We start from the raw sequence: 15,375 nt of genomic DNA, 5'->3' as shown, positions 1-15,375 counted from the left end.
CGGATTGTATATCGGATTTTTAAAACGAATTGAACCGCCGTTTCATATACTCTCCTTTATTTCATCAAACAAAAAAGCCGTTATTTTACAATAACGGCTTTCCTTATACAAATTAATATTTTTATTGATTACCCATTTGAAAGGGCTGCAGCACCAGAAACGATTTCCGTTAATTCTGTTGTAATTGCTGCTTGACGCGCTTGGTTGTACGACAATTTCAATTGGCGTAGCAAATCACCTGCGTTCTCTGTTGCTTTATCCATTGCTGTCATACGTGCTCCGTGCTCTGAGGCATGTGAGTCTAGTACAGCTTTGTATAACTGAATCTTAATTGCTTTCGGGATAAGCTCCTCAATGATTTTCTCTTTGGAAGGCTCGATGATGTAGTCCAATTCGGCAACTGAATCTTCTTCTTTATTTTCAGGCAAAAGAGGTAAAATTTGCTCTGAAGTCAAGATTTGAACCGCTGCATTACGGAATTGGTTGTAAACTACTTCAACACGGTCAATGTTTCCTTCTTTAAACTGTTCCATCACATATTCAGTGATTTTTGAAACGTTTTCAAAATCCAAGTTATTGAATAAATCATTGTTATTACCAATAACTTTGAAATCACGCTTACTGAAGAAATCCTGGCCTCTTTTTCCGATTGCGATGATGCTTACATCTCCTCTTGCGAATTGATCAGCATATTTTGATGCAATTAAATTATTGGCAGTTTTAATGGCATTAGCATTGAAAGCTCCCGCTAAACCTCTGTTCGAGGTTACCACAATGATCAATACCTTGGTAGGAATACGATCTTGGGTGAAAGGCGAGTTATTACCTTCTACTGAGGCTGAAACCTGAGCCAAAATCTCCCTCAATTTTGTCGCATAAGGACGCAATTGAATGATAGCATTGGTTGCACGCTTCAACTTCGCTGCAGATACCATTTTCATCGCTTTGGTAATCTGTTGCGTAGAGGTAACGGAGGTAATACGATTTCTAACTTCTTTTAAGTTTGCCATATGTCAAATTTAGACATGAGATCTGAGAACTGAGATTTGAAACCTAGAAAATACTTTCTACTTCCTCAAATCTCATTTCTCCAATCTCAGATCCTTTTAATATTTTGAAGCTAATTCTTTAGCTACTTTTTCTAATACATCAGTTAATTCATCAGAGAATTTACCAGCTTTAAGCGCTGACAATACTTCTGGATGACGTTGCTCTAATTGGGTCAAGAATTCTTCTTCGAACTCTCTTACCTTGTTTACAGGAACATTACGTAATAAACCTTTTGTACCTGCGTAGATAATAGCAACTTGTTTCTCAACTGAAACTGGTGAATATTGACCTTGTTTCAAGATTTCCACGTTACGGATACCTTTGTCCAATACTGCTTTTGTAGCAGCATCTAAATCAGAACCAAATTTCGCGAAAGCTTCTAGCTCACGGTATTGTGCTTGATCTAATTTCAAAGTACCAGCAACTTTCTTCATTGATTTAATCTGCGCGTTACCACCTACACGTGATACAGAGATACCTACGTTGATCGCTGGACGGATACCTGCGTTAAACAAGTTTGATTCCAAGAAGATCTGACCGTCAGTAATTGAAATTACGTTGGTAGGGATATATGCAGATACGTCACCCGCTTGAGTTTCAATGATTGGAAGAGCTGTTAATGAACCACCACCTTTAACTTTATCTTTTAAAGATTCAGGTAAGTCATTCATGTTACGAGCAATCTCATCAGAGCTATTGATTTTCGCAGCACGCTCTAATAAACGAGAGTGAAGGTAGAATACGTCTCCTGGGTATGCTTCACGGCCTGGAGGACGTTTCAATAATAAAGACACCTCACGGTAAGCAACCGCTTGTTTTGACAAGTCATCATAAACGATCAATGCCGGACGACCTGTATCACGGAAGTACTCACCGATAGCAGCACCCGCCATTGGCGCGTAGAACTGCATAGGTGCAGGATCTGCAGCAGATGCAGAAACAATAACTGTGTAAGGCATAGCACCTTTTTCCTCCAACGTACGAACAATGTTCGCAACAGTTGAGTTTTTCTGTCCAACAGCTACATATATACAGAATACTGGTTGACCAGCATCATAAAATTCTTTTTGATTTAAAATCGTATCGATACAAACAGCAGTTTTACCTGTTTGACGGTCACCGATTACAAGCTCACGTTGTCCACGTCCGATTGGAATCATGGCATCGATTGCTTTAATACCAGTCTGTAATGGTTCAGTTACTGGTTGACGGTAGATAACCCCAGGAGCTTTACGCTCAATTGGCATCTCGAAAGTCTCTCCAGTAATTGGGCCTTTACCATCGATAGGCTGACCTAATGTATTTACCACACGACCTAACATACCTTCACCTACTTTAATAGATGCGATACGGTTGGTACGTTTGATAGTATCACCTTCTTTAATTTCATCCGATGCACCTAAAAGTACAACACCTACGTTGTCTTCTTCTAAGTTCATCACAATACCTTGTAGTCCATTCGCAAACTCAACCAACTCTCCTGATTGAACTTTTGTTAAGCCGTAAATACGTGCAATACCGTCACCTACTTGCAATACGGTACCCACTTCTTCTAACTCGGCTGCTGACTTAAAGCCTGACAATTGCTCTCTTAGAATTGCCGAAACTTCATCTGGTCTTACCTCTATCATTGTTGTAATTCGTATAAGGGGTTTTTGATTCTATTATATCTTTCTCTCGAATGCAGGATTAAACTCCTTGAACTTCGAAATGTCTTTCTAACTTATTAAGTTTTCCTTGAATACTGGCATCAATCTGCCTGTCTCCAACTTTAACAATAAAGCCTCCGATTAAGGATTTATCTACTTTATTGGCTAAAATAACCTCAGCATTGATTTGTGATGAAATCTCTTGCTTTAAGGCTTGAAGGTTGGTTTCTGATAATGGACTTGCCGAAATAACTTCTGCATGAACAATACCTTTTACCTCATTGTATTCACGAATAAACTCCAAGGCTGTAGCATAAACTATCTCTGCACGACCTTTTCTCACCATGATATTGAAGAATTCCAATATCTCTGGTTTTACTTTATCTTGAAATAAAGCCTTCAAGATAGCTAGTTTCTTATCCGTTTTGATAATCGGATTATTTAAAACTGCCTGCAATTCCGTGTTGGATTTGATTATCGCAATAACACCTTCGATGTCTGCTTTAACCGCATCCAGGCTTTGTTGCTCTTGCGATAAGTCAATTAATGACTTTGCATATCTTGAAGCTACTTTGAAAACTGACATACGTTAATTTTTAAATTCGGTAACCAATTAGTTTAATTTAACATCTTTCATCAAGTCAGCCACTAAAGCTTCTTGCTTGCCTTGGTCTTCGAATTCTTTGGTTAAAACTTTGCGTGCGATATCTAAAGATAAGGTTGAAACTTGATTCTTAACCTCTGCCAAAGCTTTTAATTTTTGATCTTCAATCTCGCGTTTTGCTTGCTCGATCAATTTTGATCCTTCCACTTGGGCAACTTCTTTCGCCTCTGCAACGATTTTATCTTTCAATTGCTTCGCTTCTTTTAAGATAACATCGCGCTCCTCACGAGCTTTTTTCAACAAATTCTCGTTCTCATTTGTCAAACGTGCCATTTCCAATTTAGCTTTCTCTGCAGAAGCCAAAGCATCAGTGATGCCTTTTTCGCGTTCCTCTAAAGCATTTACAATCGGTTTCCAAGCAAATTTTCCCAACAAAAAGATAACGATCAAAAGAATGATCAGTTGCCAGAAAAATAACCCGAATGAAAAATCATGAATTAAAGCGTCCATTTATTTACGTTATTATATTTTTGAATTTAAATTTTTTGTCTTTTGATAAACACAACTTGCAACCAACCGTTGCAAGTTGTATTTATTGTTTTTTGAATAAGCTAAGCTTATTTACCTAATAGAAGAGCACCGAATGCTAAACCTTCCAATAAGGCACCGATGATGATCATCGCTGTTTGGATTTTAGATGCTGCTTCTGGTTGACGAGCGATAGCTTCCATTGCTGAACCACCGATTTTACCTAAACCTAAACCAGCTCCGATAACGATCAAACCTGCTCCTACTAAATTTGGAATCATAACAATTTTATATTTAAAAATTTAACAAAAAATTCGATTAATGATGCGAATGTTCTTCGACTGCCATCCCGATAAATAAGGACGATAACATCGTAAAGATAAACGCTTGTAAGAATGCTACCAATAATTCTAATAAGAATAATAATAAGGTTAGAAGTACTGATACACTCACCGATCCTACTACCGTCAATTGGTGTTGCAACAAATAAACAACAGCAATCAAGCCCATTACTACCGTGTGACCTGCAGTAATGTTAGCAAATAAACGTACCATCAAGGAAAAAGGCTTGGTGAACAATCCTAATACCTCGATTGGTGCTAAGACAAACTTGAAAATTACAGGAACACCTGGCATCCAGAAAATGTGCTTCCAGTAATCTTTATTTGCTTTGAAGTTGGTAATCACAAATGTGAATAACGCCAAACACAATGTAACAGAGATATTTCCAGTTACGTTTAAGCCTAGTGGCGTCAATCCTAAAATATTTAATAAGAAAATCAAGAAGAATACCGATAACAAGTATGGCATAAATTCTTTATAACGATGTCCAATGTTAGGAATCGCCATCTCATCTCTTACGTATAAAACTAATGGCTCCAATGCACGTCCAATTCCTTTTGGAACTACGTTTGAACCATTTTTATAAGTTTTTGCTAAGCTCATAAAGCCGATAAACAACAATAAAGCCGCCAACATCAATCCTAAAACATTCTTGGTAATAGAGAAATCCCAAGGTTTAGCATTGGTTGGGTGATGTTTATCATCATAAGTAATCGTACCTGCAGCATCTGTTTTGTAGATTTTGCCATGGTATAATTTGTAATAATTTCCTTCTTTATAAACCACTTTTTTACCGTGGTCAAATTCACCTGAAGAAAATACCTTCAACCCACCATCGATCAAAATAACTGGTAATGGGAAGCCATAATTCTTTCCAGTCTTGGAATCAGTAAAGAAATTGAAGTAATAATCATCCTTTAAGTGGTGTTGAATATGAGCTTCAATCTCCTCAGAACTAGATGTTTCACCATGAGAGTGTGCCTCTTGAGCAACTGAACGGAAGGGATTAACAGTAAACAAAATTACCGCAAATAATAAAAGTACTTTCTTAAGACTCACCATTTTAAAATAATGTTGAATTATGACAAATTTTGCGCAAAATTACAATTTTATTTGGCATAAATTCAGATTTGTTCAAACTTTTTAAAAATTTAGTTTTTATTCGCTGTTTCTTGTTGATTTACAATATAATATGCAGCGAAGGCATCAAACAGTAAATAAACAAAAAATACTACCAAAAAATTTAATTCAATAAAATCATTTTCCAATAAATTTATACCCTCATGGATGTACACATAACTGCCCACCGCTTTTAGGGTCATGCCCACTAAAAATGCAAAGCCTACCTGCACCGGCATCGCATAGTCAATGATCAATAAAATCAAAACCATGACCACGGAGGCAATTGCTCCAAAGGTGTACATGCCTTCCAGACTATAGCCGGATCCAATCCACCAATGATCCTGATGATTCATCTTCAAAACCGCGTAGTGGGTTCCAAAACTAACTGCCGTAACCCCAATCAGAACGAGCAATAAAAGCAGGTATCTATTCATTTTTATTGATATAATTTACTTGTTTAATAAATTGATATAGGGAAAGTACAACCCCAAACATGGTCAATCCTTTCATCCACCATTCCCCTTCCACAGCATATTTCTCATCTAACCAGGTCCCTAACCAATAAAAAACATAGATCGTTACCCCCATTTGAAATGGCATGGAGGTAAACACCAACCATTTGTTGACCTTCTTATTTGGCTTGCTTTCCTTCAATATCCTGTAGATGTGTAAAGAAACAAAGATAATTAAATCTGAATAGGCTGTTTGTTTTGAGGAATATTTTTCAATCTTTCTCGCTAATAATTTGAAAAACACAAATTAATGGCCCTGTTGAATAAATTTTCGTAACAACTATTGAACCTCTAAAAACTTTTGAGCAATCCTGATCTGAGGATAATCAACCTTCGAATCCATAATGGTTCTCACCTCCGTCGCCGAAGCTTCCGGATGATCCTTCAACACTTTCACTATCCGCTGAAGCTCTTCTTCAGCCATCAAATCTGTCGCCTCAATATCGGACCCAATGAAATTGATCAAGTGACCATAAATGGTCCCAATGACCATATCTCGCTTGGTTGCAATCTCCTCGATATCCATCCCGTCCATAAACATATCCAATGAAATCTGCTTCGTATCCTTCTCCTTCTCTTCTACTTCCTTCTCCAGATTTTCCTTGGGCTTATTCCATTTCAACAATTCCTCAGTCAATTCATCTGAAGATTTATTCAAGGCTTCTGCAATGGTCTGGCTATGTTTCAATTGTTCATGCTTTCTTTTGAAATCCAACAAGATACTCTTCAAACTGGAAATATATTTTTTGGTTCTCTTCTTAATTTTCCATTCCTCAATATGCTTCTCCATCGGTTCCAGACATTCCTTGCTGAAGGTCGGAATAAACCAACTGACCGCAGCATTGGAACGCTCGCAAATCTTTTCATAATCAATCTCCGACTGAGCCAACATTTTATATAATTGCGTAATAAATTTATTGGCAACCTGCTCTTGTGCTTTGAGCTTTCCTAGGAGACCCTTTAGAAATACCACCGCTTCTTCCTTGCCTTCAATTTTCTTTCCTTCCTGTTCGAGGATTAAGGCTTCGATTTCATCACAGAGATTTGTCCAACGGAAACTTTGCAATAAGATCTGACCCAGGTATCGCTTTTGCGCTTCCTGTAAGATCGGATCAAGATCGCCCATAGCCTCCATTTGCTTCATAAAGCTGACCACCTGGAAATCGGTTCGAATAGCATAAGAAGGCACTCTGGAACGTAATACCAAACCTTCCAAGCCCGTCAACCTACTCAAGGCAACATAGACCTGACCAGCCGCAAAGGAGGTTCCAGCATCAATAATTGCCTTGTCAAAAGTCAATCCCTGACTTTTATGGATGGTGATCGCCCATGCCAACCGCAGAGGAAACTGTGAAAAAGTCCCCAATACCTCTTCTTCAATTTTATCATCCCCTTTGTTGTAGGAATAGCGGATATTCTCCCAGGTTTCCCTTTTCACTTCCACATCCTCTTCCCCATTCGGGAAGGAAACAATTACCTTATGCTTATCAATCTGTATATCCTTGACGGTCCCGATCTTTCCATTGAAATATCTTCTTTCGTCACCCACATCATTTTTGATAAACATGACCTGTGCTCCAATGCGCAGGCTCAAAACCTCTTCCGCGGGAAATAAGCCATTTTGAAATTCATCTTTTACGATGGATTTAATCTGGTGCAGCTTGGTTTCCAAACTTTCCAATTTCTCCTGATTGATTTGATCAGCCAAGCGATTATGCGAGGTTAAGGTTATATATTGTTCCCCTTCTGGTGGCGTAAAATCTGGTTTATAATGCTCATTCAAAGCATCCAAATCGGTTTGTGCCGTTTCGTTATTCCGGATTTTATTCAGAATATCGATGAAAGCAGAATCTTGCTGTCTATAAATCTTTTGCAACTCGATCAGGATCGGAGGTTGTTGCTTGAACACTTTGGCATCGAAGAAAAATACACTGGAATAATAATCGCGAAGGACCTGCCATTCTCGATCTTGCACGACCGGTGGCAATTGGTATAAGTCGCCGATGAACAGCACCTGAACTCCTCCGAAAGGACGCATATCCCTACGCACACTTTTTAAAATAACGTCAATGGCATCCAATGTGTCTGCACGAACCATGGAAACCTCATCAATCACCAAGAGTTCTAGCTCCTGTAGGATAGCCCTTCTATTCTTGGTTAATTTAATGGTGCTAAACAATCGATGTTTATTGTAGATAAACTGGTCTTTATCTTCCCATTGCAGGGGATAATCTTCGATAAAGACACCAAAGGGCAACCAAAATAAGGCATGCAAGGTTGTACCGCCGGCATTCATGGCAGCGACCCCTGTAGGTGCAGTGATGGCCATTTTCTTATAGCTATTCTCGCGAATGAACTTTAGAAAGGTGGTCTTCCCGGTTCCTGCTTTTCCTGTCAAGAAAATGGGTTGCTGCGTTTGATTGACGAACGCAACGGCTTTGGCAAAAATATCGTTTTGAGAATCGAATGCTTGTGACATGAAGATTTTTGTTATCCTGCAAATATAAGGGAAATCATTTGTTAGACTTTTTTATAGGCTTGTTTTAATACAAAAGTTATATTATCTTCACGTAAGTAAACATCGTAACCATGACATATATAGATAAAAGCGAACTATTTCAAGAGATATCAAATAAATTGACTAGCAAGGGATTCAAGATTGAGAGTGAAGATCAGAATAGACCTTGGGGTGGATTTTTTGTGATCAACGAGGATCAGGCACAGGAGTTTGCCGACGCTTACTTTGAGGGATTAAATGTTCAAGAGTTAAAAATTTCAGGAAAATTAAGCCCTAAAGTATTGATTGTAGGACCAAATAAGCGCTTATCATGGCAGTATCACCACCGTAGAGCCGAAATTTGGAGAGTTATTCGCGGTGAAGTTGGCGTTGTAACCAGCCCTACTGATGAGGAGCATGAATTAAAGATTTTAAAAGAAGGTGAATCTATCCGTTTATCACAAGGTGAAAGACACCGTCTCGTAGGACTAGGATCATACGGCGTGGTTGCTGAAATCTGGCAACATACGGATGCCGCAAATCCATCAGATGAAGACGATATCGTACGTGTACAGGACGATTTCGGTAGAGGAATCTAAAAATATTTTAAATACCATAAAAGGGAGGTTTATCACAAACCTCCCTTTTTATTTTGCCTAAACCTAAGGATCTACCGCAACCAAAAATTAACACTACCTACTTCTTCAGGATTAATAAGAGAAAAATTTTGGTCAAACTATAATTTCTCCCGGAGACCTTTCGGATTTCCGTCGGAATTCCGCCGGACCTTCTTCGCAAAATTTCGAACAAGATCCGACGGACATCCGAAGAAGGTCCGGAGAAAGTGCGATAAAACCGTTAATTAAACCCTATATATTTCAGGTCTTATTTAGAAAATGAAAGCTATAATAATTCATGATTATTCTCCCATAAAAACAGCAGTCCAACAAGCTACGAATCAAGAGGTTAAAAGCTTATTTTCAAGTGAAACAGGCTAGATTTCAACATCATTGTGGAAAAGTGGGGCAGGATTGTCCTCGGGAATAAGTTCTTAATGGCAATGATTTGAGTGTTTATTCAACATTTCTAACCAATAAAAGCCGATTGTTGAATTAAATGTGCAAAAGTGTTGTGCAAAAGTCGATTAACTTTTTTATATTTTTGCGATGGTTCAAGAATATCGAAGAGCATTATGACAACATATAACGAAGATAGCATACGGTCCTTAGACTGGAAGGAGCATATCCGACTACGTCCGGGGATGTATATAGGGAAGTTGGGCGATGGATCCGCCTATGATGATGGTATATATGTATTATTGAAGGAGGTAGTCGATAACTCCATCGATGAGTTTGTGATGGGCGCTGGAAAGATCATTGATATTACTGTTAATGAAAATAAAGTGACGGTACGCGATTATGGCCGTGGTATTCCAATCGGGTCGGTTGTGGATGTAGTTTCCAAGATCAATACCGGTGGTAAGTATGATAGTAAGGCCTTCCAAAAATCGGTAGGTCTGAATGGTGTTGGTACAAAAGCAGTCAATGCCCTATCTAATCAGTTCTCGGTTCAATCTTATCGACAAAACGTCACTCGTATTGCACAATTCAGTAAAGGTGAATTGGTTTCGGATGAACAAAAGGATACTACACAACGGAATGGTACTTCTGTAACCTTCTATCCAGATGACTCCATTTTCCGAAACTATAAATATCGCTTGGAATTTGTGGAAAACATGATCTGGAATTATGTTTTCTTAAACTCAGGACTAACGATAAACTTCAATGGTCAGCGTTTTATTTCTGAGAATGGATTAAAAGATTTATTGGAACGCAACGTCGATACGGAAAGCATGCGTTATCCTATCATTCATCTACGTGGTGAAGATATAGAGATTGCCATGACCCATGGCCAGCAATATGGGGAAGAATATTATTCCTTTGTCAATGGCCAACATACTACCCAAGGCGGTACCCATCAGGCGGCATTCCGTGAAGCGGTTGTAAAAACCATTCGTGAGTTCTACAAAAAAGAATTTGATGCTTCGGATGTACGTGCATCAATCATCGGAGCGATTGCCATCAAAGTACAGGAACCGGTTTTCGAATCACAAACCAAGACTAAATTAGGATCGACCAATATTGGTCCTGATGGTCCGACGGTTCGTACCTTCATCAATGACTTTGTAAAAAAAGCATTGGATGATTACTTGCATAAAAATCCAGCAACAGCGGAGGCTTTACAGAAAAGAATCCTTCAATCTGAGCGTGAGCGTAAGGATATTGCCGGAATTAAGAAGTTAGCAAATGAAAGGGCGAAGAAAGCTTCCTTGCATAATAGAAAACTAAGAGATTGCAAGGTTCACTTCAGTGATAAGCATGAGCGTAACCTAGAGACAACCTTATTTATCACTGAGGGGGATTCTGCATCCGGGTCGATTACTAAATCAAGGGATGTTCAAACCCAAGCAGTCTTTAGTTTAAAAGGGAAACCTTTGAACTCTTATGGCTTGACCAAGAAAATCGTTTATGAGAATGAGGAATTCAACCTATTGCAACATGCTTTGAATATTGAAGATGGTATCGAAGGCTTAAGATACAATAATATCGTAATAGCAACCGATGCCGATGTGGATGGAATGCACATTCGTCTACTCTTGATGACTTTCTTCCTGCAATTTTTCCCGGAGCTTGTAAAAGCAGGACACGTTTCAATTCTGCAAACGCCATTATTCAGGGTCCGTAATAAGAAGGAAACCATCTATTGTTATTCGGATGAGGAGCGTGTAATTGCGATCAACAAATTGGGTAGCAAACCAGAGATTACACGATTCAAAGGACTGGGTGAGATTTCGCCATCGGAGTTTGGCATGTTCATCGGCGAGAATATCCGATTGGAACCTGTTATCCTATCAAAAGACAATAAGCTTCCACAATTGTTGGAATATTATATGGGTAAGAATACCCCTGACCGTCAGGTTCATATTGTAAACAACTTACGTGTTGAGTTGGATACGGAGGATGACATGGTCAATACAAAAGAAGAATCTACCGAGGAGGATTTGGTAGACGCGGTTCAAGAAGCCGTATAACATATTGGGGAGGAGGATTTCTCCTCCCATTTTTACAACCTAACCTACATGAATACGCAAACCTTAATTCTCATCCAGTGTACGGATGCCGTTGGACTTGTTGCCATTATTTCGAATGTTTTGGCGGAGCAGGAGCTCAATATTGTCACCATGCGCGAATTTGTGGATGAGGCCAATAAGAAATTCTTTGTACGTGTAGTCTGTGCTGGGGAACTTTACAATTCGGAGGTTCTTCATCAGGCGCTAACGGCGAGGTTACCAGCCAACAGTCAGGTGATGGTTAATCCGAACCAAAGAAAAAGAATTGTGGTTTTGGTCACCAAGGAGCATCATTGTTTGGCGGATATTCTGGTTAGGAATTATTTTAACACCATGCCTGCGGAAGTAGTAGCCGTTATTGGCAACTACGATAATTTACAGGAATTCACCGAGAAATTTGATCTCCCATTTCACTATGTCAGCCATCTAGACAAGAGCAAAGAACAGTTTGAAGAAGAGCTCGCCGAAGTGATTTCCAGCTATTCTCCAGACTATATTATCCTTGCGAAATTTATGCGTATCCTGTCACCAAACTTTGTTTCCAAATTCAGAGGACAGTTGATCAATATCCATCATTCCTTCTTACCTGCCTTCATCGGAGCTAATCCCTACAAACAGGCTCATGACCGCGGTGTTAAAATCATCGGCGCGACCGCGCACTTTGTCACCGACGACCTGGATGAAGGACCCATCATCGTTCAAAACACCAAATCCATCGACCACAGCTACGATGTCCAGCACATGCGCACAGCAGGTACCGAAATCGAAAAAGCAGTCCTCAGCAGCGCTATCCAACTCCTAGCAGAGGATAGAGTGATGCTGCATGGTAATAGGACAATTGTTTTTGGCTAAAGCAAGATTTGAGATTTGAGATATGTGACATGAGATAGTAGAAAGGGCAGTCCCAGAATAAAGTGGATTGCTTTTAAACTTTAATGTCCATTCTGTTTTCTTGCTGCAGGTTTCTCAAATCTCACATCTAATATCTCACATCTGATTTATCAACCTTGTGACCAATATCATATTTTCTCTTTGCTTACTATTACTTTTTAGGTGCTGAATGTTTTGTTATTTGCGGACATTAAGGTTGCATGCTTTGAGGGTTTGGGAGATATGGATTTGGGAGGGATTGAATTGGATTTTTGGAATATGGATGGAGGAGGCGAAGCAACAATGAAAGAGATTAAAGGTTTAGGTCTAAATAGTGAAAACGCTCCTGCAATACAGTTTTCTGTGTCAGGTGCTATGGAAAATCGCAGGAGCATTATTTGAACTTAAATCGGATGAATGTGCCCTTTAAAATGTGTAATAAATAAAACCTACCTATGAACAACAAAAAAGCCATCAATCGATGGCTTTTTACTTTATATTTTTTTAGATTTTACTTTGCTATTTTTCGGAATTTCCCGAATACTCCCAATGGAAGTTTAGGACCAGCGGTTGCTTGCAGGAACAACTCTCCGATTTCAAGGTTTTCCACCTGTGGGAATGATGTTCTGATCAGGTTTTCAACGATTACTGATGAAAATCCCAATGAGTAGGTATTCAGGATTAGGAAGTGTTCCTTTGGATCCAGTAATTGAACAACATCACGCATCATCTCCATGATATGGTCTTCAAGTTTCCATTTTTCACCTTTAGGACCATGTCCATAAGCTGGAGGGTCAAGAATAATCCCGTTGTAGGTATTACCACGCTTCAGCTCACGTTTCACGAATTTCAAGGCATCTTCCACCACCCAACGGATGTCGGTCAATCCCGAGAGTTCTTGATTTTCATTAGCCCAAGTTACCACCTGTTTGATGGAGTCAACATGGGTTGTATCTGCACCAGCAGCTTTTGCAATCAAAGAAGCACCGCCAGTATAGGCAAATAAGTTTAATACCTTAGGTTTCGGAGTCTTGAATGATTTTACAGAATTTGAGATATAATCCCAATTGACAGCTTGTTCAGGGAAGATTCCCACATGTTTGAAAGAGGTTAATCCAAGTCTGAATTTTATGGCTGCATCCTCATTTTTATATTGGATATGCCAGCGGTCTGGGGTTTTAGGATTTTTTTTCATCCAATCTCCAGAAGTTGCCGACCGACCTTTGAACTTGATATGGTACCTTTTATTCCACTCAGCATCCCCCAATGCCTTTGGCCATACAGCCTGAGGTTCAGGACGAATTAGGATCAATTCACCAAAACGTTCTAATTTTTCGAAATCACCACAGTCGATTAGTTCATAATCTTTCCAATGTTGTGGTGTAAGGAGTTGAATTTGGGTATCGTTGTTCAAGATGCTTTATTTAATGAAAATTATTTTGCAAAGATAGGAAATTCAAAGAAAAAGGAATTACTCATCTTTTTTCAAGGTATTCCGAGCAGCTTTCATCAGTGGGCTAGCAAAAACAAAGTCGTTCAATTCTTTATTATCGGATTTTAACATGTCCTGATTGGAGCCTTCCCAATATTTCTTCCCTTTGTAGAGGAATAGAATATAATCGCCGATTCCCATTACAGAATTCATATCATGGGTTACAACGACCGTAGTACATTTATATTCTTCTGTCAGGTCTTGCACAAGTTCATCAATGAGGATGGATGTTGCAGGATCAAGTCCGGAATTGGGTTCATCACAGAACAGATATTTGGGGCTCATGCTTATGGCACGAGCAATACCGACTCTTTTTTTCATCCCTCCCGATAATTCCGAAGGATAGAGTTTATTTTTCCCAGCGAGGTTTACCCGTTCAAGACAGAAATTAGCACGATCAATTTTTTCGCCTTTACTCATTTCGGTGAACATATCCAGGGTAAAGACGATATTCTGTTCAACGGTCATGGAGTCGAAAAGGGCGGAGTTTTGGAAGAGCATTCCAATTTCCTTACGGATTGGTACTTTCTCTTCGAAGTCCATTTTGGTGAATTCCTGTTTATCGAAGAACACCTTCCCTTGGTTTGGTTGATGGAGTCCGACAATACATTTGAGCAGGGTACTTTTTCCAGAACCGGAGCCACCAATGATTTGGCTGACTTTACCGGGTTCAAAAATGGCATCAATACCATCTAACACCACATTATCGCCAAAAGATTTATGAATATTTGTTATTTCGATCATAGAGAATTACAACATTAAAGCAGTGATTAAATAGTCACATGCTAGAATAGAAATACAACCGATTACCACGGCTCTGGTACCGGCTTGTCCTACTTCCAAGGCACCACCACGCACATAGAACCCTTTATAAGCAGGAACGGAGGTGATAATAAAGCCGAATACGGTTGCTTTCACCATTGCGACCACCATGGTAAAGCCATTAAATCCACCGCGGATCCCTTCGATATAATCATCCGGGGTTACAGCACCAGATAATGCACCCCCCAAAAGACCGCCAATCAAGGCACAACCAATGGCAAAAATTACCAAGGCAGGTACCATAATAATTCCGGCAATAATTTTAGGAAGAATCAGGTATCCGGCCGCATTAATACCCATGATTTCCAGGGCATCAATTTGTTCCGTTACGCGCATAGATCCGATTTGGGAGGAAATAGAAGACCCTACCTTACCCATTAATACCAAGCCAGAAATGGTTGGTCCTAATTCAAGAATATTGGAGTCACGGTTGATTTGACCAATTACTGAGGTTGGAATCAAGTCAGACACCAACTGAAAGGCAATTTGCATCGTCATTACCGCACCAATAAAGGTAGAAATAATCACAATTAAGCCCAACGACCCCACTCCTATCTCTGTCATTTCATGGAAGATTTCCTTTAAATAAATCTTCATTTTCTCAGGTTTCCGAAAAACCTTTTTTAGTAGCAAGAGATATTCACCAAAATAATAAAATATCATACGTTGGTTTTATTATATATTTTGTTTTTAATCACTATTTCTAACGAATGGTCCAGCAAAATGTTTTGGACGTGTTCAAGATACAAATTCTCAT

Annotated in this window: 15 protein-coding genes; 3 read left to right on the top strand and 12 right to left on the bottom strand. The window is 39.2% G+C overall.

What is annotated here, in order from left to right; genetic code table 11:
• Nucleotides 1-128: 128 nt before the first annotated feature.
• The 9 genes from atpG to PZ892_RS03455 form a co-directional block, all read right to left on the bottom strand.
• Nucleotides 129-1,010 (bottom strand): ATP synthase F1 subunit gamma, encoded by an 882-nt coding sequence (gene atpG / locus PZ892_RS03495; protein ID WP_094255319.1) that lies wholly within the window; start codon nt 1,008-1,010, stop codon nt 129-131.
• Between the two features lie 96 nt (nt 1,011-1,106).
• Nucleotides 1,107-2,681, bottom strand: coding sequence for a F0F1 ATP synthase subunit alpha (atpA, locus tag PZ892_RS03490; RefSeq protein ID WP_094255320.1), 1,575 nt, complete (start codon nt 2,679-2,681; stop codon nt 1,107-1,109).
• Between the two features lie 58 nt (nt 2,682-2,739).
• The gene (gene atpH / locus PZ892_RS03485; RefSeq protein ID WP_094255321.1) at nt 2,740-3,285 is read right to left on the bottom strand and encodes an ATP synthase F1 subunit delta; all 546 of its coding nucleotides are present in this window, start codon (nt 3,283-3,285) and stop codon (nt 2,740-2,742) included.
• Between the two features lie 27 nt (nt 3,286-3,312).
• Entirely contained in the window at nt 3,313-3,813 is a 501-nt protein-coding gene (locus tag PZ892_RS03480; protein ID WP_094255322.1) for a F0F1 ATP synthase subunit B, read from the bottom strand.
• Nucleotides 3,814-3,920: 107 nt separating this feature from the next.
• Nucleotides 3,921-4,112, bottom strand: a complete 192-nt coding sequence (atpE, locus tag PZ892_RS03475; protein ID WP_093098685.1) for an ATP synthase F0 subunit C — start codon at nt 4,110-4,112, stop codon at nt 3,921-3,923.
• Nucleotides 4,113-4,149: 37 nt separating this feature from the next.
• Nucleotides 4,150-5,235, bottom strand: coding sequence for a F0F1 ATP synthase subunit A (atpB, locus tag PZ892_RS03470; RefSeq protein ID WP_094255323.1), 1,086 nt, complete (start codon nt 5,233-5,235; stop codon nt 4,150-4,152).
• 89 nt (nt 5,236-5,324) lie between these two features.
• Entirely contained in the window at nt 5,325-5,729 is a 405-nt protein-coding gene (locus PZ892_RS03465; protein WP_182498154.1) for a hypothetical protein, read from the bottom strand.
• Entirely contained in the window at nt 5,722-6,051 is a 330-nt protein-coding gene (locus PZ892_RS03460) for an AtpZ/AtpI family protein (RefSeq protein ID WP_229678224.1), read from the bottom strand. The genes PZ892_RS03465 and PZ892_RS03460 overlap by 8 nt, the downstream gene beginning before the upstream one ends.
• 36 nt (nt 6,052-6,087) lie before the next feature.
• Nucleotides 6,088-8,286, bottom strand: coding sequence for a helix-turn-helix domain-containing protein (locus PZ892_RS03455; protein ID WP_182498153.1), 2,199 nt, complete (start codon nt 8,284-8,286; stop codon nt 6,088-6,090).
• Between the two features lie 110 nt (nt 8,287-8,396).
• Here PZ892_RS03455 and PZ892_RS03450 point away from each other — a divergent pair, with 110 nt between their 5' ends.
• The 3 genes from PZ892_RS03450 to purU all read left to right on the top strand — a co-directional run bounded on the left by PZ892_RS03450 (nt 8,397) and on the right by purU (nt 12,286).
• Nucleotides 8,397-8,903, top strand: a complete 507-nt coding sequence (locus PZ892_RS03450; RefSeq protein ID WP_094255326.1) for a phosphoheptose isomerase — start codon at nt 8,397-8,399, stop codon at nt 8,901-8,903.
• Nucleotides 8,904-9,496: 593 nt separating this feature from the next.
• A complete protein-coding gene (locus PZ892_RS03445) occupies nt 9,497-11,395 on the top strand; it encodes a DNA topoisomerase IV subunit B (protein ID WP_182498152.1) in 1,899 nt (632 codons plus the stop codon).
• Nucleotides 11,396-11,443: 48 nt separating this feature from the next.
• A complete protein-coding gene (gene purU / locus PZ892_RS03440; protein ID WP_182498151.1) occupies nt 11,444-12,286 on the top strand; it encodes a formyltetrahydrofolate deformylase in 843 nt (280 codons plus the stop codon).
• Between the two features lie 529 nt (nt 12,287-12,815).
• Here purU and PZ892_RS03435 read toward each other — a convergent pair.
• From PZ892_RS03435 to PZ892_RS03425, 3 genes are read right to left on the bottom strand one after another with little or no spacing between them, the layout of a single operon-like run.
• Complete coding sequence (locus PZ892_RS03435) at nt 12,816-13,721, bottom strand: class I SAM-dependent methyltransferase (protein WP_094255329.1); 906 nt, start codon at nt 13,719-13,721, stop codon at nt 12,816-12,818.
• A gap of 54 nt (nt 13,722-13,775) precedes the next feature.
• On the bottom strand, nt 13,776-14,540 hold the full coding sequence (locus PZ892_RS03430) for an ATP-binding cassette domain-containing protein (protein WP_094255330.1): 765 nt from the start codon (nt 14,538-14,540) through the stop codon (nt 13,776-13,778).
• Nucleotides 14,541-14,546: 6 nt separating this feature from the next.
• On the bottom strand, nt 14,547-15,281 hold the full coding sequence (locus PZ892_RS03425) for an ABC transporter permease (RefSeq protein WP_094255331.1): 735 nt from the start codon (nt 15,279-15,281) through the stop codon (nt 14,547-14,549).
• Nucleotides 15,282-15,375: the final 94 nt, after the last annotated feature.

This window comes from Sphingobacterium sp. WM (assembly GCF_029542465.1).
Taxonomy (GTDB): Bacteria; Bacteroidota; Bacteroidia; order Sphingobacteriales; family Sphingobacteriaceae; genus Sphingobacterium; species Sphingobacterium cellulitidis.
The sequence above is the reverse complement of the archived record's forward strand: the minus strand, read 5'-3'. Positions and strand labels throughout refer to the sequence as shown.